The sequence below is a fragment of the Acidisoma sp. PAMC 29798 genome (assembly GCF_030252425.1).
Classification (GTDB): Bacteria; Pseudomonadota; Alphaproteobacteria; order Acetobacterales; family Acetobacteraceae; genus Acidisoma; species Acidisoma cladoniae.
Genome location: NZ_CP126994.1, coordinates 4,252,376 through 4,275,085, shown reverse-complemented (window position 1 = coordinate 4,275,085; position 22,710 = coordinate 4,252,376). Strand labels below are relative to the sequence as shown.

The window sequence follows — 22,710 nt, the reverse complement described above, 5'->3', positions numbered from 1 at the left end:
TTGCGAGCCTACCGCTGGCCGGTTGGGTAGTGTTTGCTTCCTTTCTTCAGGAAGAGGGGTGGCGGCGAAACCGCTAAAATCGATCGCACCGAGAGCCCATAGCGCTGCGGACGGGGTTAGCGGCTCGGAGAGCTTCAAACCCCGCTCCCACCGGAGGGTAGGCCGACGGCTTACGAAAGTCAGTGGCGCCGCCGCAGCATCTGGATGGTAACCGGCGGACAGGACATCTTGAAGTGCTGCGTGCCGGATTCGGGACCGGCTAATTAGAGACGATCAACGTGCTGATTTCGGACCAGCATCGCGATTTGCGTGTCCATTCCACGCCGACGCAGCGTTATCCAAATAGCGGCATCCAGGGCTCTAGAAACGCTAGCCATTCGTATGCTGGCCAGAGGGCTTACACGTTGGTCAGTGGCCCACGCTGTGTCACCCAGAACCAGGGCAATTCAATCTATAAGGCGGGTTCTAAGGTGGGTCGCCTCGAATGAGCAGCGCTACTTTGCAGCCTTCTCAACGCCCTAAGCGCCAACGCTGGTGGAGGGGGTTGGATTTGAACCAACGTAGGCGTACGCCAGCGGATTTACAGTCCGCCCCCTTTAACCACTCGGGCACCCCTCCAACGCGGGAGCGGGCTTTCCAACATTTGCCTCCTCGTGTCAACGGAGCGCGCGCCCGCTTCTAGCCGGGTTGCGCCAAAAAGCCTGTGCCGCGCCGCGCATTGCCCTATACGGAGGCGATGAAACCGCCACGCTCAGACCGTCCGCGCACAGGCGCACCCGCCGGCGCCAAACCGCCCCACAAGCCCAATCGCGCCACCGGCCCGGCCGCCGGCAAACCGAGCTACGGGAAACCCAGCTATGCGGGCAGCCCCGATAAGCCGCGCGGCGCCCAGGGCCGGTCGAGCTATACCGCGAGTTCCGAGAAACCCAATTACGGCGGCGGCAATCCCGGCGGTCGGCCCACGTCATCCCGACCCGTAGGCCCGCGCCCCGCGTCACCGCGCCCCGCGCCCGCCCGTACTGAGTTCGAGGCGGAGTCCGGTGAGCGCCCCGTGCGAACCCGCCGCCCCGCCAGCGGCTTTAAAAGCGCGCCCTATACCGGCCCTCGCCAGGAAAACTCCGACCGGCCCGAGCGTGGCGAGCGCACCATTCGCCAGACGCGGCCGAACCAGACCGCAGGCGATCGCCCGGCCCGGCCTGCCGCCCGCATCCAGGATCGCGCCCGCGAAAGCCTGACCCGCGAGCGCGGCGAGGATAATTATACGCCGCCCGTCACGCCACGCGGCGTGGCGCTGCCGCCCCAGGCCGCCGAGGCACCGCGCGGCACTGTCTGGCTCTATGGCCAGCACGCCGTCCAGGCGGCCCTGCAGAATCCCGCCCGTCGCCTACGCCGTCTGATGGCGACCGAGGAAGCCGAAGCGACCCTTACCGGACGCCTGCCCAAGCCCTGGGCGCTGACGGCTGAAATGGTCGATCGCGGTCGCATCGACCAGCTTCTCGGCAAGGATGCCGTGCATCAGGGCATCGCCCTGCTCGCCGATCTGCTGCCACAGCCGGTGCTGTCTGCCACGCTGGAGCGGCCGGGACCCGTCCTGGTGCTCGATCAGGTGAACGACCCGCGCAATATCGGCGCCATCCTGCGCTCGGCCGCGGCCTTCGGCGTCGCCTGCGTCATCGTGCAGGAACGCCATGCGCCGGAAGAAACGGGTTCGCTCGCCAAGGCCGCCTCGGGCGCGCTGGAAAGCGTGCCGCTGCTGCGCGCCGTCAATCTCGCCCGCACCCTGGTCATGCTCAAGGCCGCCAATTTCTGGGTCGTGGGTCTGGATGCCGAAGGCCCGACCGCGCTCGACGGCGGCGCCTTCGTGGACCGCCGGGTGGCCCTGGTGCTCGGCGGAGAAGGCAGCGGCCTCCGCCGCCTCACCCGCGACTCCTGTGACGAACTCTCCAAGCTGCCGATGGCCGGCATCATGGAGAGCCTCAACGTCTCCGCCGCGACCGCCGTCGCGCTCTATGAATTGGGCCGCAAGCGATAGCGCTTTGTGTGGTGGATAGCGCTTCGCTCCACCCTACGCGCCACGGTCTCTCCGCCTACAGGGCCGTGTACCCGCCATCGACGAAGATCTCCTGGCCATTGATCATGTCGGAGGCGGTGGCGCACAGGAACAACACCACGTCACACACCTCTACCGGCTGGGCCACACGCCCGGCCGGAATCTTCGCCACCATCGGCCCGAGCTTCGCCGGGTCACCCCAGACCTGGGTCGCCATAGGCGTCATTGTCACCGTCGGGCAGACCGCATTCGCCTGAATATTGAACGGCGCCCATTCCGCCGTCATCACCTTGGTGAGGCCGTTGAGGCCGTTCTTCGAAGCCGCATAGGCCCCATGCTCGGTGAGCGCCACAGAACTGGTCTGGGAACTGACATTGACGATCTTGCCCCGCTTCTGGGCGATCATCGCCGGTGCCAGGGTCCGCGCCAGCAGCCAGGGCGCCCGCAGGTTCACGGCCTGGATGAGATCCCATTCCGCGATCGTCTGATCCACCAGCAGCTTGGGAAAGCTGACGCCGGCATTATTGACCAGGATGTCGATCGTCCCCCAGGCGGCCAAAGCCTCCCGCCCAACGCGCTCCGGCGCGTCCGGCTGGCCGAGATCGGCGGGCAGCGTGAGGCAGACGCGGCCATTCGCCTCCACCGCCGCCCGCGCCTCGGCGAGGCCCGACTCGTCACGCGCCACAGCCACGATATCGGCGCCCGCCTCGCTCAGCACGCGGCACAACTCAATGCCGATGCCGCGCGACGCGCCGGTGACAAGCGCCTTGCGGCCGAGAACTGAAAACCGATCCTGAACGCTCATTTGCTCGGACCCTCAGAACACGATCTGGACTTTGACGATCTCGGGCGAACCCTGGGCCGCAAATTCGAAGGCCTCGACCGACTCCGCGAAGGGGTAGGTGCGCGAGATCAGCGGCTTCACATCAACCTTGCCGGAGCCGAGCAGAGCGATGGCACGCGGATAGACGTTCGCGTACCGGAACACGGTCTCGATCCGCGCTTCCTTGATCTGCGCTGCCACGACATCGAACTGCACGGGTCCGGGCGGCATGCCGACCAGCACCACGGCACCGCCGGGGCACAGCATGTCGAACAGGCCATTGAAGGCGCGCGGGCTGCCGCTGGCCTCGAAGATCACATCGGCACCCCAGCCGGCCGTAATCTCGTGCACGCGGGCGACCGCACTCGCCTCCGCGACATTGACCGGCACGATGCCGTCATAGCCGGCGGCAATCTTGAGCTTCTCGGCCTGAACGTCGGTCATGATGACCTGGGAGATACCGGCTGCGAGGGCCGCGAGGGCCACCATCATGCCGATGGTGCCGGCGCCGATGACCACCGCCACCTGGCCCGGCAGGATGCGCGCCTTGGTCACCGCCTGCATGCCGACCGCGAGCGGCTCGACGAAAGCCCCTTCCTGGAAGCTCACGGCGTCGGGCAGCTTGAAGGTCAGGTTCGCGGGGTGAACGATTTCGGGCACCAGGCACCCATGCACCGGCGGCGTCGCCCAAAAGCGTACGGCGGGGTCGAGGTTATAGAGGCCGAGCTGCGACGCGCGGGAGGTCCAGTCCGGGATGCCCGGTTCCATGCACACGCGGTCACCGGCCTTGAGATTGGTGACGGAGGAACCGACGGCGATCACCTCACCCGCGCCCTCATGGCCCAGGATCATCGGCGCCTCGACCACGAAGGGGCCAATCTTGCCGTGCAGGTAGTAGTGCAGGTCGCTGCCGCAGATGCCGACCGCCTTCATGGCGATCTTGACGTCCCCCGGTCCGACCTCGGTCGGCACCGCGATGTCACGCAACTGGGCGCGACGAATTTCCTCAAGAACCATGGCTTTCATCGCATCTCTCCCTCAATCGTGGCGGTCATTGCCTGCCGCGCGCGCCTGTTTGCATCATGAACCGCGGCGGCCCAGACGCAAAGAACCCGGCCGCGACAAATGTCGTGGCCGGGTTCTTGTCGTGCTCTCTTAGAGGAGAGACTACTTAGCCGGCCGTTTTGGCCGGCGTCACCGCCACGAAGATCGGCTGACCCTGGCGCAGGATGCGCAAGGCGAGCGCGCCGCTATTGGCATGGATGGCCGCACGGATGGCGCGCGCCGCCTGATCCGGTGAGCCGACCGTGCTGCTGTTCACACCCAGGACAACGTCACCCTGCTGAATGCCGGCCTGGTCGGCGGCCGAGTTCGGCACAACCTGGGCCACCACTGCACCATCCGTCCCATCCGGCACGCCGAGCTGATTGCGCAGGTCGGGCGTCAGGGGCGCCAGAGCCAGGCCGACGCCACCCTGGTGCGACCCAGGCTGGTTCTGCTGGTCATTGGCGGCGACCTTCGTCTTCAACTCGGCCACTTGCAGCGACACGTCCTGAGACTTGCCGTTGCGGATGATGGTGAGGTCGGCCGTGTCGCCCGGCGCGATGCCGGCGATATCCACGGCGAGATCACGCGGATTGTGGATCGTCGCCTTGTTGACCGTCTCGATCACGTCGCCGGGCTGCAAGCCGGCCTTGGCGGCGGGGCTATTCGGCTCGATGGCGGCGATCAAGGCGCCGTTCAACGGTCCGTTGCCATTGCCCGGCAGCCGCAGCGCCTGGCTCATGGAGGCATCGACGGATTGAGCCTGGACGCCCAGGAAGCCGCGCGTCACATGGCCATTCTTCATGATCTGCGCCACCACCGACTTGATGGTGTCGGACGGGATCGCGAAGCCGATGCCGATACTGCCGCCGGTGGGGGACAGGATGGCGGTGTTCATGCCGATGACGTTGCCGCCCTGGTCGAATAGCGGGCCACCGGAGTTGCCCTTGTTGATGGGCGCGTCGATCTGCAGGAAGCTGTCATACGGCCCGTCGCCAATATCGCGGCCCTCGGCCGAGACGATGCCGGCGGTCACGGTGCCGCCCAGGCCGAAGGGATTGCCCATCGCCACGACCCACTGGCCGGTCTTGACCCGGCTCGAATCGCCAAGGTCAAGGAAGGGCAGCTTGTGGTCGCTGTGGATGCGCAGGACCGCGACATCGGTGCTGGGGTCGCGGCCGATGACCGTGGCGGGCAGCTTGGTGCCGTCCGACAGCGTCACCGTCACGGTCTTGGCACCCTGAACCACGTGGTTATTGGTGACCACGGTGCCGTCTTCATTGACGATAAAGCCCGAGCCTGCGGCTTCCATCATTTGCGGATGCGCGGGCGCGCCCTGGCCAGGGGCACCCGGCATCATGTTGAAGGGGAAGGGCAGCGGCGGCATGCCCTGCGGACCCTGGCCGGGGTCATTATTGCCCTGCTGCTGGTCGCCGCCGTCGCTATCGTCATCGGATGCGGCACCGGGCGCGAGGTCGGAAATGATGGTAACCACGGCCGGCTTCACGCGCGCCGCAAGTTCGGTGAAGTCTGGCAGGATCTGCGTCGACACGCCGGCCGGCGGCTGGCTGACATCGGCCGCGAAGCTCGCATGCGCGACGGCATAGCCACCAAGCGAGGTTCCCGCGAGCAGGGCCACGGCGAGGGTGGACCGAAGGTTGAAGCGACGTCGAATGCCGGGGGCAGCCATGAGCAAGACTCCTTGTTAAGTCCTTGGATGCGGCACCCACCTGAGCACCGTGACGTCATCCTGATCCGTCTTACATAGGGGGCGCGGGCGTTCCGGCTGCATTCGAGATCGTGAAACCCTCGTTAGCTGACCGTTTCGTTGCGATCTTATTCCGCACCGATCTGAACGACTGGACTTGACAGGCGGGGCCGCAAAATGTGTCTAGCGTCTCTCGCCGAGCGTGCAGGGGTGTAGCTCAATTGGCTAGAGCGCCGGTCTCCAAAACCGGAGGCTGTGGGTTCGACCCCCTCCGCCCCTGCCAATCGGCTTTTTTTGCTCCGGCCGGAATATTCCTTTCGGCCGGCGCTGCTGGTTGAGGGTGGTGTGCGTTGAACACGATTTCCGGGCAGGCATTGCGGTGAATATCAATCCGGTAGGGTTCCTGCGGGACGTTCGTCTTGAAGTCTCGAAAGTGACCTGGCCTTCCCGCAAGGAGACCTTGATCACCACGGCGATGGTCCTCGGCATGGCCGTGCTCGCGTCGCTGTTCTTCTTCGCCATCGACCAGATTTGTGGCCTCGGTGTCCGCACCTTGTTCAGCAGCGGCACCTGAAGGGGCTCGTCATGGCGAAAAGATGGTACGTCGTTCACGTTTATTCTGGCTTCGAGAAGAAGATCGGCCAGCAAATCAGGGAACAGGCCGCGCAAAAGGGCCTGGCTGATCATTTCGACGAAATTCTTGTCCCCGCCGAAGAGGTGGTCGAGGTGCGTCGCGGCCAGAAGGTCAATTCCGAGCGCAAGTTCTTCCCCGGCTATGTGTTGGTGAAGATGGAGCTGACGGACGAGGCCTGGCATCTGGTCAAGGACACGCCCAAGGTCACGGGCTTCCTCGGCAGCCGCAACAAGCCCAGCCCGATCACCGAGGCTGAGGCCGACCGCATCATGAAGCAGACCCAGGAAGGGGTGGAGCGTCCGCGCCCGTCCGTTCTGTACGAAGTCGGCGAACAGGTTCGCGTGGCCGACGGCCCCTTCACCAGCTTCAACGGCACCGTCGAGGAAGTGGACGAGGAAAAAGGCCGCGTAAAGGTCAGCGTGTCGATCTTCGGGCGTTCCACGCCGGTCGATCTGGAATACAGCCAGGTCGAGAAGGTCTAGGCATCTCGTAGACGGCGGATAACGCTTCGCTTATCCGCCCCTCCGTTCAATGCCCCGTTGCGTTAAATCGTCACCCGCAGACTTGATCCGCGGGTGACGAACAAGGTTGCCTCACGCGTAGGGCGGATGAGCGCAGCGTTATCCGCCGGCCCATCCGCCCCGTCGATGACTTAACGGCTCTTCTTGTACAGCTTGCTCGCGATCTCGAACATTTCCTCCGGCGCGTAGTTCGGCGTAAATGCGCCGTAATTGCCGAGCAGCTCGGGGATCTTGCCGCCTTCGGGATGACCCTCGACCACTTCGAGGTTGCCTGGCGGATCGCCCGGCAGCGCCACTTCGTCATTCGACCAGATGCCGGCCATTTCCTTGTAGTCATGCGGGCTGAAGCGATAGAGCCGGCGATGGCTGCCCTCGGCCAGATACTTCTGGCATTCCGGGATCCGGTCGAGGTTGATGTTTGGGGTCGGCAGCATCTTCTCGATCTCGACGCCCGTCATCTTCTTCAGCGCCAGCGCATAGGCATGCGCATGCACCGAGCCGCGCACCAAGAGATAGCCGCAGACCTCGCGGCCGGTCGGCTCCGTCATGGTCTCATAGACGCGCAGCTTGTGGATCCGCGCACCGCATTCGAGGTGGAAATTGTGCAGAAGGTCGATGATCAGGTTTCCGGTCGTGGTGACCATGTCCATGTTCCAGGACGCGGAATTGCTGTTCATCGGCATGGCGCCGCCGCCATTGCTGAGGAAGCTGCCGGCCAGACGCACATCCTGCATATCGGCGAAGGGCGCCTCGGACACGTCAACATCGGGCGTGGAATCGCCGGGGCCATTGTTCAGCATGGAAATGCCGGTGCTGACGAGTTCCACATGGCCGAGTTCTTCGGCGAAAATGGCCGAAACCAAGCTGTAAAAGGGCTTCAGCTTCGTCTTGTTCCGGAAATTGAAGCTCTGGAACATGTAATTGCCGAGCGTCGACATCTCACCGTATTTGCCACCCAGCAATTCCTGAAGGGCCGCAGCAGCATTCGGGTTCGGCGCCGTCGGTTCCGGAAGTTCCGCCTGGAGCTTGTCGATCCGCATGAACATGGGCCTGTCCTCTCTGGAAAAATTCCAGAATGGGAGCTGGTTCGAGCCCTCACCGATTGCCAGTCGTCTCACGCGGCTGTCAGATGAACCTTTGGGTATCTCGCGTTTTTGCGATGTGTCGTCACTCAGCTGTGGCCTGAGGGTGGAATGCGCTCCGCTTTTCCACCCTACGTCTACCGTCCCAATGGTGGGCGGAACGCGAATAGCGTTCCGCCGTCAAGCGACCGCTAAGCGCTTCCGCATGAGGTTAGAGGGCCTTTTCGAGCTCCGGCAGCAGAACGAACAGATCGCCCACGAGGCCGTAATCGGCCACCTGGAAGATCGGCGCCTCCGCATCCTTGTTGATCGCGACGATGATCTTGCTGTCCTTCATACCCGCCAGATGCTGGATCGCGCCAGAAATTCCGACCGCGATATAAAGATCCGGCGCCACCACTTTGCCGGTCTGCCCGACCTGCTGGTCGTTGGGGGCATAGCCCGCATCGACTGCGGCGCGGGAGGCGCCGATGGCCGCGCCCAGCTTGTCCGCGATCGGAATGATCAGCTCACGGAACTTTTCCGAGGAGCCGAGTGCCCGTCCGCCCGAAACCACGATCTTGGCCGAGGGCAGTTCCGGCCGCTCAGACCGCGACAGGCTCTCCCCCTCGAAGGTCGACAGCGCCGGGTCGCCCGAGGCCGCAATCACCTCGATCGCCGCCGCGCCACCCGTCGGCGCTGCCGCGAAGGTCGAGGTGCGGATGGTCAAGACCTTCTTCGCATCCATCGCCTGCACGGTCTGGATCGCATTGCCGGCATAGATCGGCCGCTCGAAGGTGTCCGGCCCCAGCACGCGGATCACGTCCGACACCTGCATCACATCGAGCAGGGCGGCCACGCGGGGCATCACGTTCTTGCCGGCCGCCGTCGCGGGCGCCGCAAGCACGTCGTAGCCGGGCGCGAGGCTCACCAGCAGGGCCGCGAGGGGCTCTGCGAGCAGATGCGCGAGCGCGGCATCTTCGGCCAACAGCACCTTCGACACGCCGGCGAGCTGGGCGGCAGCCTCCGCCACGGCGCGGCAATGCTCCCCCGCGACGAGGATTTCAATCTCACCACCGAGTGCCTGGGCGGCGGTCACCGTGCGGGCCGTGGTTTCCTTCAGCACCGCATTGTCATGATCGGCCAGAACGAGCGTCTTCATTGTCGTATCCTTCAGATCACGCCGGCTTCGTCACGCAGCTTCGCCACCAACTCGGCGACGGAGCCGACCTTCACGCCCGCCTTGCGACCGGCGGGCTCGACGGTCTTGAGAATCTTCAGGCGCGGCGTCGGATCGATGCCGAGGTCGGCGATCGTCTTCATGTCGATCGGCTTCTTCTTGGCCTTCATGATATTCGGCAAGCTGGCATAGCGCGGCTCGTTCAGGCGCAGATCGGTGGTGACGATTGCCGGCAGCGTCAGCGCCACCGTCTGCAAGCCGCCATCGACCTCGCGCGTCACCGTCACATGGCCGTCCCCGATCTCGACCTTCGAGGCGAAGGTGCCCTGGGACCAGCCGAGCAACGCCGCCAGCATCTGGCCGGTCTGGCCGCAATCATCGTCGATCGCCTGCTTACCGAGAATGACGAGGCCCGGATTTTCCAGCGCCACGATCGCCTTGAGGATCTTGGCGACCGTCAGCGGCTCCACCGCCTCGGCCACTTCGACCACGATGCCCCGATCGGCGCCCATGGCGAGCGCGGTCCGCACCGTCTCCTGCGCCTGGATCGGCCCGATGGAGATGGCCACGACTTCGGTGGCCTTCCCGGCCTCCCGCAAGCGCAGCGCTTCCTCGACCGCGATCTCATCGAAGGGGTTCATCGACATCTTGACGTTGGCGAGTTCGACGCCGGAACCATCGGCCTTGACGCGCACGCGGACGTTGTAATCGACCACCCGCTTCACGGGCACCAGGATCTTCATCAGGCCTCCAGAGCCGCAAAAGCGGCACGCTCATTCCGAGGAGGTCTTCCTATCGTCCGGATGCCGAAGGGCGCAACTCCTCGGCGCCTAGGTGAAGCGCTTGTCAGACCAGGACTGGCGCGGAAGCGACCGGCCGAGCGACTGAATCCGACACCGGCCCCCGCTGCGCGGCGGCGGGATGCGGGGGCGTCAGGCGCGGACCCTGGGCGAATAGCTTTTCGCGCAAGCTGCCCTCGGCATAGCGGGTCTTATACAGACCACGCGCCTGCAACTCCGGGACCAGCAGACTTACGATATCCGCAAAGGTTTCGGGCAGCACGGCATAAGCAAGGTTGAAGCCATCGACATCGGTCTGCTCCATCCACAGCGCCATCTGCGCGGCGACCTCCGCCGGCGACCCCGTGAACACGGGGCCAGCGCCGCCGATTGCCACATGCGCGGCGACCTCGCGCACCGTCCATTCCCGCGTGGGATCGCCGCGGGTGAAATTCTCCATCGCGGCGCGGCCGGCATCATTGTCGATGAAGCGGATTTTCTGGTCGAGGTCATAGGCCGCGTAATCCACGCCCATCCAGCCGCCCATCAGCGTCAGGGCGCCGATCGGGTCCACAAAGCTGCGGTATTCGTCGAGCCTGTCGCGCGCCTCGGCGCCGGTCGGTGCGACGATCGCGGTGGCGAGTGAAAAGACCTTGACGCTATCGGCCCGGCGACCTGCCGAGACCAGCGCCTGCCGCAGCTTCGCCACGCGCGGCCCAATGACGGCCGCCGAGGGGCCGGAGACGAACACACATTCGGCATGGCGCGCGGCGAAAGACTGTCCGGCGGGTGAGCTTCCGGCCTGGTACAGCACCGGCGTCCGCTGCGGGGAAGGTTGCGACAAATGCAGCCCCTCCATCGTCAGAAACTCGCTCATATGGCGAATGACATGAACCCGGTCCGGATCGGCGTAGACGCCGCGCGCACGATCGGCGAGCACGGCGCCCTCCTCCCAGCTCTGCTCCCAAAGCTTGTAGATGGCGGTCATATAGTCCTCGGCCACGGCATAGCGATCGTCATGGCCGCGCTGCCGCGCCTGGCCCATGGCGCGGGCGGCACTGTCGAGATAGCTGGTGACGATATTCCAGCCGATGCGCCCATCCGTCAGGTGGTCGAGGGTCGAGAAGCGCCGCGCCATCGTATAGGGCGGCTCGTAACTCAGGGAGACGGTGACGCCGAAGCCGAGGTGTGTCGTCACTGCCGCCATGGCGGGCACCAGCAGAAGAGGGTCATTGGTGGGTAGCTGCGCGCCACTCGCGACGGCGGCACGAGCATTACCGCCATAGACGTCATAGGGACCCAGGACATCGGCGAGGAAAATGCCGTCGAACAAGCCCTGCTCTAGAAGTTTGGCCAGTTCCAGCCAGATCGGCAGCCGGTTGAACTCGGTCGATCGGTCGCGCGGATGCCGCCACAACCCCGGCGACTGATGCGTCAGGGTATTCATGGCGAAAGCGTTCAGCAGGATGTGCTTAGTCATTGGTTCACACGCTTGCTTGTAGGGCGGATGAGCGCAGCCCTATCCGCCGTGAAACTGTCCCTAAATCCACGAATGCACGGGCGGCGGAGTGCCGTTCAACGTGTAATCGCCGACGGCGTAATATTTCCACCGCACCGGATCATGCAGCGTATGCACACGCGCATTCCGCCAATGCCGGTCGAAATTGTGTTTGCCCAAGGTCGCGCTGGTCCCTGCCAATTCAAACAGGCTGTTGCTCGCATGCAGCGCGATCTCGGTCGTCACCACCTTGGCTTCCGCGACAGCGATGGAGGCGCGCGCAATGCTCTCCGCGTTTTCGTCCAGCAGCGCCTCATCAATGATCCGCCCGGCCCGCTCCAGCATCAACTCCGCCGCATGAAGCCGGATCTGCGTATCGCCAATTTGCGTGATGGTGAGCGGATCATCCCCCGCGCGATCGCGACCGCTGTCGATCCAAGGCCGCGCCCGCGTACGCACGAAGTCGATCGTATCGGTGAGTGCGCCGGCCGCGATGCCCGCATCGATCGCCGCCTGCAGGATCTGCGCGACGGGGCCATAGACGCTCGGACCATCGCCGAGCCCGTTCAAGCCGATGAGGTTGAAGGCGGGCACACGCACATGATCGAGCCGCACGGTGCCGCTTGCCGTGGTGCGCTGCCCGAAGCCCGACCAGTCGTCGATCACCGTCAGGCCCGGCGCATCGCGCGGCACGATGGCGCGGATGATGGCGCCGGCCTCGGTTCGCATCACCACCGGCACCAGATGCGCGAACAAGGCGCCGGTGCAGTAGAACTTGGTGCCGTCCAGCACATAGTCGTCGCCATCCTGCCAGATGCGGGTCTTCCAATCGGCGGCCGTCTTGGTACCGATTTCGGCGAGCGCATTGCCGAAGCGATAACCCTCCTGCACCCGCTCGTAGAAATAGCGCTTGCGCGCCTCATCCGGCTCGACGCGCATGAGATTGAGAAAGGCGTAGTGGTTTTGCGGAATCTGTCCGATCGAGGGATCCGCCGCCGAGACGATGCGAATGACTTCCGTGATCGTCACCCAGGAATGTTCCGGGCCGCCATAGACACGCGGCACGCACAGACCCCAGAGGCCACTCGCCGAAAAGCGCTCGATCTCCGCGATCGGCAGGATGCGCTCGCGATCCCGCTCGGCCGCGCCATCCTTAATCGACGCCGCGAAGTCATGTGCCGCGGCGATCACCTCCGCCGTCGTGGTCAAGACAGGCGGCCGAACACGCGGCAGGGGAAGAGGCGGCGCCACGGCAGGCAGGTCCGGTGCGGAATGGTCCATGACAGGGGCTTCCTTCAACGATGATCGAAGCGCGCGGCCAGCCGGTCGCCCAGGAACTGAACGCCGCAGACAAGCACGATCAAGACGGCGACGACCACGATAATCACGCCGGTGTCGAATTCGTCATAGCCGTAGCGGATGGCGAGATCGCCGAGGCCGCCGGCACCCACCACGCCCGCCATGGCGGAGGAGCCGATCAGCGTCACCAAGGTCACCACAAAACCCGCGACAAGGCCGGGCAATGCTTCGGGGACCAACACCTCCCGCATGATGGCGAGCCGCGAGCCGCCCATGGCGCGCACCGCTTCCACCAATCCGCTATCGACGTCGCGCAAGGACACTTCGGCGATGCGCGCGAAATAAGGCGTGGCGCCGATCGCTAGCGGCACGATGGCGGCCACTGTGCCAATCGAGCTACCGGCGATCAGCCGCGTCAGCGGAATCAGCGCCACCAGCAGGATGATGAAGGGCACGGAGCGGACACCGTTGACGATGCCGCCGAGCACGCGATTGATGCCGGTCTGCGGCGCGATGCCATTGCGCGATGTCGCGACCAGCAGCAGGGCCAGCGGCAGGCCGCAGATGAAGCCGATCAGGCCGGCGACACCCACCATCTCCAGCGTCTGGCCGAGCGCGGTCATCACCTCGGCAGAGGAAACATTCGCGAACATCAGATGCCCTCCCCATCCGCGAAACCGAGGGCTGCGGCGCGCAGCAAGATCTGCGTCTCCTCCGCCTGAGGATCGGTCAGAACATTCCGCACGGGCCCTTCCTCGACCACACGGCCGCTCGCCAGCACCATCACCCGGTCGGCGATGCGACGCGCGACGTTCATCTCATGGGTGATGAGCACGATGGTCAGGCCCATCTCCCGGTTGATCTTCCGCAGGAGGCCGAGGATCGAGACCGTCGTCTCGGGGTCCAGCGCCGATGTCGCCTCGTCGCACAGTAGCAGCGCGGGATCGGAGGCGAGTGCCCGCGCGATGCCGACGCGCTGCTTCTGGCCGCCCGAAAGTTTCGCAGGATAGGCGCGGCCCTTGTCACCGAGGCCGACGAGATCGAGCAGGTCCGCCGCGCGGCGCAGACGCGCGCCGCGCTTCACCCCGGCAAGTTTCAGCGGCAGGGCGACGTTCTCGAGCGCCGTGCGCGAGGACAGAAGATTGAAGTGCTGGAAGATCATGCCGATGCGTCGGCGTTCGGTCTGCCACTGGCTTTCGGTGAGGTCCTGCACCTCCCGCCCCTCAATCGCGATGGTGCCGCTATCCGGCCGCTCCAAACCATTGAGGCAGCGAATGAGCGTGGATTTCCCGGCGCCCGATCGGCCAATGATGCCGAGCACCTGACCTCGGCCGAGGCTGAAGGACACGTCATGCAGCGCCGCTGTCGCGCCAAACCGGCGCGACACGCCCGCAACCTTCAGCAGCGGCGTTTCCGTCTCAGGACTCCACGCTGCGGGCGCAGGGTCGAACAGGCCTTGGTCCACGATCGGAGCCCCCCTCACCAGGCCGGGGTGATCGCGCCGCCGAAGCTTTTTAGGATGAAGGCGCGCTCATCATCGGACTGAAAGATCCTGATGAACCTCAGCAGCTTCGGATCGGTCGCGTCCTGCGGGCGGCTGACGAATTGCAGGGCGTAATGCGGGTTGTTGGCGCCATCCTCGATCAGCACGGATCTCGGATCGCCGCCCGAGGCGATCAGGAAGGTGTAGCTGACCTGGGCGACCTTCACGTCATCCAAGGCGCGCGCCAGTTGCGGCGCCGGCAATTCGATGAACTGAAGATGTCTCGGGTTGGAGGTCACGTCCTTCAGGCTCGCGGCATCGCCGACGCCCGGTGTCAGCGTAATCAGCCCGGCCTTGGCATAAAGCTGCAGGCCCCGCGCGCGGTTGACCGGATCATTCGCGACCGCGACCTGGTCGCCGTCCTTCAGGTCTGTGAGGGTTTTGATCTTATGGGAGAACAGACCCATCGGCAGGATCACCGCAGGAGCCACGGCCACCAGGTTGAAATGCCGCGCCTTGATGGCTGCGGCGAGGAACGGCTTGTGCTGGTACAGATTGGCCTCCACCGAGCCTTCCGACACTGCGACATTCGGCGTCACCCAATCGGAAAACTGGATGACCTTCACGTCCAGGCCCTGTTTCTTGGCGAGGTCCGCTGCGTGGTTGAGAACCTCGGCCATCGGGCCCGGCGTGCCGGCAATGGTCAGCGGCGTCTCCGCATGGGCATGAGCGACGAGAGCGAGCACGAAAAGACCGAGAGCGATAAGCCCCGCCGTCAGGGCCCGACGCCGGGTGCGCGGTGAAAGAGGCACATGGTGGTCACCGGCTGTCGGCATCTACAGTCTCCATTGGGGTCACGCGGCATTACCCCCAGCGATCTAAGCTATTTCTCGTTATTACGCTAATCAGATCGTTTAATTGAGTCAAATGGATATGTTGGCGCGCTTGCACGCGCTAAAACTCCGGTGGCTGCGGGAGCCGACCTAGAGGGCGGGCGTCTTCTTCGCTTTGGCGAGCTTGTCGGAGCGGGCCTTCCAATGGGCCATGTCCGCGTCCTTGCTGAACATGACGCGCACGCCCTTGGCGCCTTGGCTCAGACGGACCTTGCCGCCATTCTTGGATTTATGCTCGGCGAGCCAGCCCAGAACTTCGGGATCTTCCGCGCTCTTGCCCTCGAATTCGAGGACCCCGACGATCTCTTCCTCTTTGCGACGTTTAACCATGATGCTTTTTCCTCGACGCGTCGGGCCGTTGTAACGTGTCTGGGGGGCAAGAACGCCAGCTAGCGCGCTACCGCAAGGTCCAAACGGGGTGAAATGTGTCAGGCGAGGTTGAGGCCGCTATGTCGTCGCACCAGGGTCGCGCTGGCGGCATCGAGCCCGACAACCTCCACCGCCTTGCCGTGGCGCCTCATTTTACCGACCACGCCCTCCAGCGCCGTGACCGCCGTGACATCCCATAAAACTGCATCACGCAAATCGATCCGTACGCGCGCTGCCTTGTCCCGCAGGTCGAAAGCATCGGCGAAAAGATCGGCCGAGGCGAAGAAGATCTGGCCGCTGACGGTATAGATGCGCGTGTCGGTCGCCTCGTCCAGCCGGCTCTCGACCCGCATCAGCCGCATCACCTTGAAGGCGAAGAAGACACCGCTGAGCAGCACACCCACGCAGACTCCCAAGGCCAGATCCTTGGTCGCGACCACCACCGCCACCGTCGCCAGCATGACGACGGAGGAGACTTTGGGATGGGTGACCAGGGTGCGCAGCGAGGTCCAGGAAAAGGTGCTGATGGAGACCATGATCATGATGGCGACCAGCGCCGCCACCGGCACGCGCGCGATCCAGGGCCGCAAGGCGACCATCAGCAGCAGCAGGAAGACGCCGGCGACCAGTGTGGACAGGCGGCCCCGCCCGCCATAGCGGAGGTTGCCGACCGTCTGGCCGATCATGCCGCAGCCGGCGATGCCGCCGAACAGGCCCGCCGCGACATTGGCGAGGCCCAGGCCGACGCATTCCCGGCCTTTGCTGCTAGTCGTTTCGGTGATGTCGTCCACCACGCTGGCGGTCATCATCGATTCCAGCAGCCCGACCATGGCCATGGCCAGCGCATAGGGGGCGATGATCTCCAGCGTCGCCCAGGTTGCGGGCACCTGCGGCCAGAGCAGCGACGGCAGGCTGGACGGCAGGCGCCCGAGATCGGCCACGGTGCGCAGCGGCATCGGCACCAAGGCCGCAAGGGCGGTGAGCCCGACGATGCAGATCAAGGGCGAGGGGATCGCCGTCGTGAGGCGTGGCGCCAGATAGATGATGGCCAGACCCCCAGCGATCATGGCGTAGGTATGCCAATCGACGCCCAGCATCTGGGGCACCTGCGCCGAAAAGATCAGGATCGCCAGGGCATTGACGAAGCCGGTGCGCACGGAGCGGGAGACGAACCGCATCAGCACCTCCAGTCGCAACAGGCCGAACAGGATCTGGATCAGGCCAGCGAGCAGTGTGGCGGCGAGCAGGTATTGCAGCCCGTGGCCATGCACCAGTGCCGCCACGACCAGCGCGACCGACCCTGCGGCGCCGGAAATCATGCCTGGCCGCCCGCCGCAGACGGCAATCACGATGCCGATAATGAAGGTGGCGAACAGCCCGACTTCGGGATCGACGCCCGCCACGAAGGAGAAGGCGATGACTTCGGGGATCAGGGCGAAGGTACCGACCATGCCGGCCAGCGCTTCGCGGAGGGGGCGCTCGGACCATTCGTCAATGTAATGGCCGAGGGCGAAGGTGCTGCGCTGCATCATCGTGCCGCACGGGTATCGCGATGCGGCCGCGCGGGCAAGGTCGAATGCGCTACTCCGGCCATTCTCCTGGCTGCCAGTCCCGGACGCCGTGGATGACATGCAGGACGGTGATCGTTTCCTCGCCCGTGGTTCCGACGATGATTTCGTACGCGATAATATAGGGCATGCCGGCGATCACCAATTCATAGGTGCCCTGTACCCGTCCCGTTCGTCCCGTTGCCAAATCCGAAAGGGCGGCGGCAGAGCGGCCTATGCGGAGACGCACACGCTGCGCCGCATCCGGATTTTCCTCGTTGATTGACCGGACGATCTCGAAGAATTCCGCCCTCGCGCCGGGCGACCAGATAACTGATCGTTTCACGGTTCAGCGCGTGCGACAGCGATCAGGTCTTCGCTGGCGCGCATAACCTCCTCGTGGGAGAAGAAACGGCCCGCCGCGATATCGGCTCGGCCCCTCTCTATCGCTTCTACGATTGCCGACTCTCGTGCCACGAAATCGGCGATCGCCTTGGCGGCCAGGAGATGGCTCGGGCGGCTCGTCTTTTCCGCCAGAACGTCGAGTTGCTCGATGGTTTCGGCAGGAAGCTGGATCGTTAGTGTCGCGCTATCGGCCATGTGACCCTCGCCCGTGATGGAAGCCGCGCCAATCTACATCCGTGGCCGCCCTCAATGCGAGGTCTGGATCATCCAGCCGATACGCCGACCTGGGCAAGGTGGAATGCGCTGCGCTTTTCCACCCTACAAGAACAACAGCACCCGGATTCGTAGGGCGGATGAGCGCAGCGTTATCCGCCAGGCACGATCGCCTCAGGTCTGGATCATCCTCCCAAGCGGCCCGCCGCCGAACAGGTGCACGTGGAAATGCGGCACTTCCTGCCCGGCATCGGTGCCGTGGTTGGCAAGGATGCGGTAGCCGCTCTGCTCCAGCCCAAGGTCACCGGCGATGCGGCCGACCGCCCGCCAGAAACCGGCGATTTCGACCTCGGACGCCTTCGCCGCGAAGTCCACGAGCGAAACATAGGCCCCCTTGGGAATCACCAGCACATGCACCTCGGCCTGCGGCGCGATGTCGTGGAAGGCGAGGACGAATTCATCCTCATACACCGTCCGGTTCGGGATCGCGCCGCGCAGGATTTTGGCGAAGATGTTCTGGTCGTCGTAGGGATCCAATCCGCTCACGGGCATCTGTCTCGTCCTCCTAACTCTTCTTCTTCGGGCTCGCGGCGAGGCTGGCGCCCAGGCTCGCGCCCATGACGCAAGCCATGCCGCCCAATTGCCCCAGGCTAAGCCGCTGCCCGAGCACGAGGAAGCCCATCACCGCGCCGGTCGCCGGTTCCAGGCTCATGAGAATGCCGAACCGACGCGGCTCCATCCGGCGGAGGGAGGCCATCTCTAGCGCATAGGTCAGCACCGGCGTCAGCAGGGCGATGAAGGCCATGAGAATGACCAGCGTCCATCGCAAATCCGGCAGATGCGGCACGATCCCGATCGGCAGCCCGATGACAGCCGCAACCGACAGGGACAGCGTGACACCCTGCAAGCCCGTAAAAACCTTCCCGACGCGGCGGGTGAGCAGGATGTAGCCGCCCCAGCACACCGCCGAGGCCGCGGCGAAGGCATACCCCAGCAGATCGACACCGACCGCCGCGCCGCGCGTCAGCAGCCAAACCCCAAACGCCGCGAGCACTGCCCAGCCGATATCGCGCCCGTGGCGCGATCCGACCAGCGCCACCGTCAGCGGCCCAAGGAACTCGATCGACACTACCGTGCCCAAGGGAATCCGCCCGATGGCCGCGAAATAGAAGAAGGACATGCCGGCCGTCACCACGCCCAGCGCAATGCCGCCCAGCAGCCGCGGTCCACCCAAACCCCACAGCCGGGGCCGGGCGACCAGCATGAGGAAGCCCGCCGCCCAGAGCAGGCGCACTTCCGTCGTCATGGCACTGCCGAAACGGTGAATGAGCGGCACCGACAGAGCAGCGGCGAGCTGCGCCGAAACCATGGCGGCGACCAGCCATAGGGTGACGGGAATGCGCCCCGCCGCGTCACGCCAACCCGTCATGTCACGCCGTCAGCAGAGCGAAGACACGAATCACCAGACGAAGCGGGGCAGCGTCGCGACGGGGGCGAGGCCGGCGGCGGCGGCCTCCGCCTCGGCCAGGTCATAATGCCCGACGAGGTCGTGGATTCCGTCCAGCACCCAGCAGGAGTCGAGACCTACGGCGGCCGCACCGGCAATATCCGTGCGCAGGGCATCGCCCACGGCCAGCACGCGCGCCGGCGGCACGGCCAGCATATCCAGCACTGGACCATAGACGGCGGCATCCGGCTTGCCGCGCTGGCGGAATTCGCCGCCCATTTCGGCATAGACCTGGGCCAAGGCGCCGGCGCAGAGGATGCGCACCCGGTCCCGCACGATGATCAGGTCGGGATTGGCGCAGACCATCGGCAGACCGGCCCGCTTGCACGCCTCCAGCGCCGGCAGATGCGGCGTGATGTCGCGGTCGCTCACCGCCTCATCCGCACCGATGTTCAACACGAAATCGGCGTCCGAAGGGTTATAGGCCAGCTCGAGATCCAGCCCCTCCAACAGCGGCAGGTCGCGTGCCGGACCCAGCCAGAAGGCGCGGCGGCCGAGCGCCGCGAACCAGGGATCCTCACGCGTCCGCAGCGCGTCCCACACAGATTCGCCGCTGGTCATGACGTCGTCATACAAATCCCGGCCGATGCCAAAGCGGGTCAGCGACGCGATCACCATCGATGCGCGACGCGGCGCGTTGGACAGCATGACGATGCGCTTGCCCTCGGCACGCAGCCGCTGCAGCGTGTCCAGCGCATCGGGATAGAGCTTCACGCCGTCATGGATGACGCCCCATAGGTCGAGGATGAAGCCATCATAATCGTCCGTGATGGGCGCCAGCCCCGACAGGTGCCGCATCGTCACGTCCCTTTCGCCAGTCGTGCCGCATCGGTGCCAACGGCTTGCGACACCCGAGTCATGCCCTCGGCTTTGAGCAGCTGGGCCAGATCACGCTTGATGCGGGCGATCACCGCCGGACCTTCATAGGTGAAGGCGGTGTAGATCTGCACGAGGTCGGCGCCGGCACGGATCTTGGTCAACGCCTCCTCGCCGGTGGTGACGCCGCCGACACCGATCAGCGCCAATCGCCCGCGTGTCAGCAAATAGGCGCGGGCCAGCATGGCGGTCGAAAGCTGGAACAGCGGCCGACCCGACAGGCCACCGGTCTCGCCGGCCGCCGCGCCGCGCAGGGTGGGCGGGCGGGAGAGGGTGGTGTTGGTCAGGATCAGGCCCGCGATCCCGGCATCGAGGGCGGCCTCCACCACCGCCTCCAACCCTGCGTCGGACAGGTCGGGCGCGAGCTTGACGAAGATGGGCGGCGCGTCTGGCACCGCCACGCGCATGGCATCCAAGATCGCCCGCAGGCGCGCTTCACCCTGAAGATCGCGCAAGCCCGGCGTATTGGGGGAAGAAACGTTGACCACGACATAATCGGCCACCGGTGCCACCAGCGTGAGCAGGGCGGCATAGTCCCGCTCGGCATCACCGCCCTCCTTGTTGAGGCCGAGATTGGCGCCGACCGGCACCACGCGCCGCGTATTGAGCCGCTTGGCGAAGGGTTCGACGCCCGCATTGTTGAAGCCCATGCGGTTGATGACGGCGCCATCCTCGGGCAGCCGGAACAGGCGCGGATGCGGATTGCCGGGCTGAGGCCGCAACGTGACGGTACCGGCCTCGACGAAACCAAAGCCCATGCGCATCAGCGCCCTCAGGCCGACAGCGTTCTTGTCGAAGCCGGCGGCGAGGCCGATCGGGTTCTTGAACTCCATGCCCGCAACCGTCGTGGCGAGGGATTTCGGCTCCGCCTTCCGGTTTTCGGTGGCGAGGCCCAGGCGAATGCCGATCATTGCCAGGCGATGCGCGCGCTCAGCCTCCAACCGCCGCAGGATGGGCATCGCGAGAGCGGTCAGGGGTGCCATTGGCAATCAATCATATAGATATGTTTATGTCTCGTCAGCCACAGCGGCTTCGGCGATCGCCGCATTCATCGCCCGCACGCCGGCGGCCGGGCCCTGCGGATGATCCCAGACGGCGCTGACCACGGCCAGGAAATCAGCCCCGGCCTGCACCAGGGGTGCGCAATTCGCGGGGGTAATCCCGCCGATCGCGACGGCGGGCAGTTCCATGACATCCGTCCACCAGGTCAGCACATCCGGCGCCGCTTCGACCTCGGCCTCGGTCTTGGTGCCGGAGGGGAAGAAGGCACCGAAGGCCACGTAATCCGCCCCCGCCTCCCCGCCTGTCATCGCGAGTTCGCGGCTGCCATGGCAGGAAACCCCGAGGGTCAGCTTCTGCCCGAGGATGCGGCGCGCTTCGCGCACGGCCATATCCTCCTGCCCGACATGGGCACCGTCACAGCCTGTCGCGACGGCGAGATCGGGGCGGTCGTTGAGCAGGAAAGCCACGTCCCGCGCTTGCACGATGGGCCGCAAGGCATCGATCGCCCGGCGGATGGTGTCGTCATCGGCGTCCTTCAGGCGAAGCTGAAAGGCCCCCACATCGCCGGCGTCCAACGCCGCCGCGACGATATCGGGGAATGACGAAAGGTCGAGACGCGGTGGCGTGACGAGGTAGAGCCTGCACGCCTGCATCGGAACGCTGTCCTGACTGTAAAACGGAGTGGCGAGTGCGGCGCAGGACTACCGAATACTGCTCCCCTTGTCACTCCGGGGTCACTCCGGGGCGAGCCAGGCCACCAGCCGGCGCGCGGAGCCATGCTGTGCCAGGTCCAGCGCCGGCGGCATGGCGGGCAGCACCCTCGCGCCATACGCCACCGCGAGGCGCCCGACCGCGTCCGCCATCGCCGGCGGCGCATCGGCCAGCACCAGCGTGCGGGCACCGCGCCGCAGTGCTTCGGCCGCCCGACCCGGCGCATCGCCACAATCCAAAATGTCGTTGAAAACGCGGTCGGGATGCGCGTCGCGCATCTGCCGCATCAGGGCGCACCACCAGCCGGCGCCCGCATAAAGCGCCGCGCCCGGCGCCGAGCCGAGGGTCACCGGCAGTCCCACGGCCAACGCGCGCCGGGCGTCCTCGGCACTGTGGATGATGACCAACGGCGACCAGCCCATCATGCACGCCCCATCATGACCTGAAATCCTTGACCTTATTCCCCCGACCTGTGCTCATGGATACAGTCAAGTTACAGCGACGGTAGTATAGAGGCCTATGGCGGAAAACGGGGACACCAGCGCGGCCTTGCGCCGACTGGAATCGGCACTCAACCGGATCGCTGCTCACGTCGCGAAGCCTCGGCCTCTCTCCACACACCAGGATGCCGCTTCGGACGATGTAACCCCCGAACAGCCAGTCCGTGCCGAAATCGCGACGAAGATCGATGATCTCATCGGCGGTCTCAGGACAGCGCTCGGAACCTCCCGGTCTGCGTGACCTCCCCCATATGCGAGCAAGAGCGTTAGGAGGCTGCCATGGCACAGGTCACGTTACGGATTAACGGCTACTCCTACCTCGTCGGCTGCGAGGACGGGCAGGAACGCCATCTCGAAGCAATGGGCTCCGCCGTTCAGAGCCGCATTGACAGCATCAAGACCCTCGGCCAGACCGGCGAAGCCCGCTTGCTGATGCTGGCTGCCCTCCTGCTGGCGGATGAGCTGCACGATACGGAAGCTGCCGCACCGGCCCCACGGCCTGAGCCAGCGGCGCCCACCATCGATCCGGTCTTCGAAGCGACGGTGCGCCGCCTGGCCGACAAGGCGGAAGAGATTGCAGCCGCCCTCGAACGTGCCTAAATAGGAG

At 65.3% G+C, this 22,710-nt stretch carries 25 protein-coding genes and 2 tRNA genes; 5 read left to right on the top strand and 22 right to left on the bottom strand.

The annotated features are described in order from the left end of the window. Positions 1 to 532: 532 nt before the first annotated feature. Positions 533 to 618, bottom strand: a tRNA-Tyr gene (locus QP803_RS20550). A gap of 667 nt (positions 619 to 1,285) precedes the next feature. Here QP803_RS20550 and rlmB point away from each other — a divergent pair. Then, a complete protein-coding gene (gene rlmB / locus QP803_RS20545) occupies positions 1,286 to 2,032 on the top strand; it encodes a 23S rRNA (guanosine(2251)-2'-O)-methyltransferase RlmB (protein WP_284947989.1) in 747 nt (248 codons plus the stop codon). Between the two features lie 55 nt (positions 2,033 to 2,087). On the opposite strand, the gene QP803_RS20540 is transcribed toward rlmB, so the two are convergent. The 3 genes from QP803_RS20540 to QP803_RS20530 form a co-directional block, all read right to left on the bottom strand. Then, positions 2,088 to 2,855 (bottom strand): SDR family NAD(P)-dependent oxidoreductase, encoded by a 768-nt coding sequence (locus tag QP803_RS20540; RefSeq protein WP_284945328.1) that lies wholly within the window; start codon positions 2,853 to 2,855, stop codon positions 2,088 to 2,090. 12 nt (positions 2,856 to 2,867) lie between these two features. Next, positions 2,868 to 3,899: an NAD(P)-dependent alcohol dehydrogenase gene (locus QP803_RS20535; protein ID WP_284945327.1), complete on the bottom strand. Its 1,032-nt coding sequence runs from the start codon at positions 3,897 to 3,899 to the stop codon at positions 2,868 to 2,870. A gap of 145 nt (positions 3,900 to 4,044) precedes the next feature. Further along, complete coding sequence (locus QP803_RS20530; protein ID WP_284945326.1) at positions 4,045 to 5,607, bottom strand: Do family serine endopeptidase; 1,563 nt, start codon at positions 5,605 to 5,607, stop codon at positions 4,045 to 4,047. 224 nt (positions 5,608 to 5,831) lie between these two features. On the opposite strand from QP803_RS20530, the gene QP803_RS20525 reads away from it, so the two are divergent. The 3 genes from QP803_RS20525 to nusG all read left to right on the top strand — a co-directional run bounded on the left by QP803_RS20525 (position 5,832) and on the right by nusG (position 6,741). Further along, positions 5,832 to 5,908 (top strand) — tRNA-Trp (locus tag QP803_RS20525). 57 nt (positions 5,909 to 5,965) lie between these two features. Then, positions 5,966 to 6,199 (top strand): preprotein translocase subunit SecE, encoded by a 234-nt coding sequence (secE, locus tag QP803_RS20520; RefSeq protein WP_350356104.1) that lies wholly within the window; start codon positions 5,966 to 5,968, stop codon positions 6,197 to 6,199. Between the two features lie 11 nt (positions 6,200 to 6,210). Beyond that, a complete protein-coding gene (nusG, locus tag QP803_RS20515) occupies positions 6,211 to 6,741 on the top strand; it encodes a transcription termination/antitermination protein NusG (RefSeq protein WP_284945325.1) in 531 nt (176 codons plus the stop codon). A 170-nt stretch (positions 6,742 to 6,911) separates the two neighbouring features. On the opposite strand, the gene QP803_RS20510 is transcribed toward nusG, so the two are convergent. The 18 genes from QP803_RS20510 to QP803_RS20425 all read right to left on the bottom strand — a co-directional run bounded on the left by QP803_RS20510 (position 6,912) and on the right by QP803_RS20425 (position 21,971). Beyond that, the gene (locus QP803_RS20510) at positions 6,912 to 7,826 is read right to left on the bottom strand and encodes a manganese catalase family protein (RefSeq protein WP_284945324.1); all 915 of its coding nucleotides are present in this window, start codon (positions 7,824 to 7,826) and stop codon (positions 6,912 to 6,914) included. A 247-nt stretch (positions 7,827 to 8,073) separates the two neighbouring features. After that, positions 8,074 to 9,003 carry an electron transfer flavoprotein subunit alpha/FixB family protein gene (locus QP803_RS20505; protein WP_284945323.1) on the bottom strand — a complete coding sequence of 310 codons (930 nt, stop codon included), beginning with the start codon at positions 9,001 to 9,003 and terminating at the stop codon, positions 8,074 to 8,076. An 11-nt stretch (positions 9,004 to 9,014) separates the two neighbouring features. Then, positions 9,015 to 9,764, bottom strand: a complete 750-nt coding sequence (locus QP803_RS20500) for an electron transfer flavoprotein subunit beta/FixA family protein (RefSeq protein ID WP_284945322.1) — start codon at positions 9,762 to 9,764, stop codon at positions 9,015 to 9,017. Positions 9,765 to 9,867: 103 nt separating this feature from the next. Then, positions 9,868 to 11,280, bottom strand: coding sequence for an LLM class flavin-dependent oxidoreductase (locus tag QP803_RS20495; protein WP_284945321.1), 1,413 nt, complete (start codon positions 11,278 to 11,280; stop codon positions 9,868 to 9,870). Positions 11,281 to 11,340: 60 nt separating this feature from the next. Next, positions 11,341 to 12,579 carry an SfnB family sulfur acquisition oxidoreductase gene (locus tag QP803_RS20490; RefSeq protein WP_284945320.1) on the bottom strand — a complete coding sequence of 413 codons (1,239 nt, stop codon included), beginning with the start codon at positions 12,577 to 12,579 and terminating at the stop codon, positions 11,341 to 11,343. A gap of 14 nt (positions 12,580 to 12,593) precedes the next feature. Continuing rightward, positions 12,594 to 13,250, bottom strand: coding sequence for a methionine ABC transporter permease (locus QP803_RS20485; RefSeq protein WP_284945319.1), 657 nt, complete (start codon positions 13,248 to 13,250; stop codon positions 12,594 to 12,596). After that, complete coding sequence (locus QP803_RS20480) at positions 13,250 to 14,062, bottom strand: methionine ABC transporter ATP-binding protein (protein ID WP_434082874.1); 813 nt, start codon at positions 14,060 to 14,062, stop codon at positions 13,250 to 13,252. Before QP803_RS20480 ends, QP803_RS20485 begins: the two co-directional genes overlap by 1 nt. 14 nt (positions 14,063 to 14,076) lie before the next feature. Further along, positions 14,077 to 14,916 carry a MetQ/NlpA family ABC transporter substrate-binding protein gene (locus tag QP803_RS20475; protein WP_284945318.1) on the bottom strand — a complete coding sequence of 280 codons (840 nt, stop codon included), beginning with the start codon at positions 14,914 to 14,916 and terminating at the stop codon, positions 14,077 to 14,079. A gap of 147 nt (positions 14,917 to 15,063) precedes the next feature. Further along, the gene (locus tag QP803_RS20470) at positions 15,064 to 15,303 is read right to left on the bottom strand and encodes a hypothetical protein (RefSeq protein ID WP_284945316.1); all 240 of its coding nucleotides are present in this window, start codon (positions 15,301 to 15,303) and stop codon (positions 15,064 to 15,066) included. Between the two features lie 98 nt (positions 15,304 to 15,401). Continuing rightward, positions 15,402 to 16,871 carry a SulP family inorganic anion transporter gene (locus QP803_RS20465; RefSeq protein ID WP_284947987.1) on the bottom strand — a complete coding sequence of 490 codons (1,470 nt, stop codon included), beginning with the start codon at positions 16,869 to 16,871 and terminating at the stop codon, positions 15,402 to 15,404. Between the two features lie 52 nt (positions 16,872 to 16,923). Next, entirely contained in the window at positions 16,924 to 17,235 is a 312-nt protein-coding gene (locus QP803_RS20460) for a type II toxin-antitoxin system RelE/ParE family toxin (protein ID WP_284945315.1), read from the bottom strand. Further along, positions 17,232 to 17,489: a CopG family ribbon-helix-helix protein gene (locus tag QP803_RS20455; protein WP_284945314.1), complete on the bottom strand. Its 258-nt coding sequence runs from the start codon at positions 17,487 to 17,489 to the stop codon at positions 17,232 to 17,234. The genes QP803_RS20460 and QP803_RS20455 overlap by 4 nt, the downstream gene beginning before the upstream one ends. Positions 17,490 to 17,681: 192 nt before the next feature. Then, positions 17,682 to 18,059: a histidine triad nucleotide-binding protein gene (locus QP803_RS20450; protein WP_284945313.1), complete on the bottom strand. Its 378-nt coding sequence runs from the start codon at positions 18,057 to 18,059 to the stop codon at positions 17,682 to 17,684. Positions 18,060 to 18,072: 13 nt separating this feature from the next. Beyond that, positions 18,073 to 18,936: an EamA family transporter gene (locus QP803_RS20445; protein ID WP_284945312.1), complete on the bottom strand. Its 864-nt coding sequence runs from the start codon at positions 18,934 to 18,936 to the stop codon at positions 18,073 to 18,075. Positions 18,937 to 18,966: 30 nt separating this feature from the next. Continuing rightward, positions 18,967 to 19,812 carry a TIGR01459 family HAD-type hydrolase gene (locus tag QP803_RS20440; RefSeq protein ID WP_284945310.1) on the bottom strand — a complete coding sequence of 282 codons (846 nt, stop codon included), beginning with the start codon at positions 19,810 to 19,812 and terminating at the stop codon, positions 18,967 to 18,969. Between the two features lie 2 nt (positions 19,813 to 19,814). Beyond that, positions 19,815 to 20,873 (bottom strand): quinone-dependent dihydroorotate dehydrogenase, encoded by a 1,059-nt coding sequence (locus tag QP803_RS20435; RefSeq protein ID WP_284945309.1) that lies wholly within the window; start codon positions 20,871 to 20,873, stop codon positions 19,815 to 19,817. Positions 20,874 to 20,897: 24 nt separating this feature from the next. Continuing rightward, complete coding sequence (gene thiE / locus QP803_RS20430; protein WP_284945308.1) at positions 20,898 to 21,545, bottom strand: thiamine phosphate synthase; 648 nt, start codon at positions 21,543 to 21,545, stop codon at positions 20,898 to 20,900. Between the two features lie 81 nt (positions 21,546 to 21,626). Beyond that, entirely contained in the window at positions 21,627 to 21,971 is a 345-nt protein-coding gene (locus QP803_RS20425) for an HAD family hydrolase (RefSeq protein ID WP_284945307.1), read from the bottom strand. A gap of 411 nt (positions 21,972 to 22,382) precedes the next feature. Here QP803_RS20425 and QP803_RS20420 point away from each other — a divergent pair, with 411 nt between their 5' ends. After that, positions 22,383 to 22,703, top strand: coding sequence for a cell division protein ZapA (locus QP803_RS20420; protein ID WP_284945306.1), 321 nt, complete (start codon positions 22,383 to 22,385; stop codon positions 22,701 to 22,703). Positions 22,704 to 22,710 lie beyond the last annotated feature (7 nt).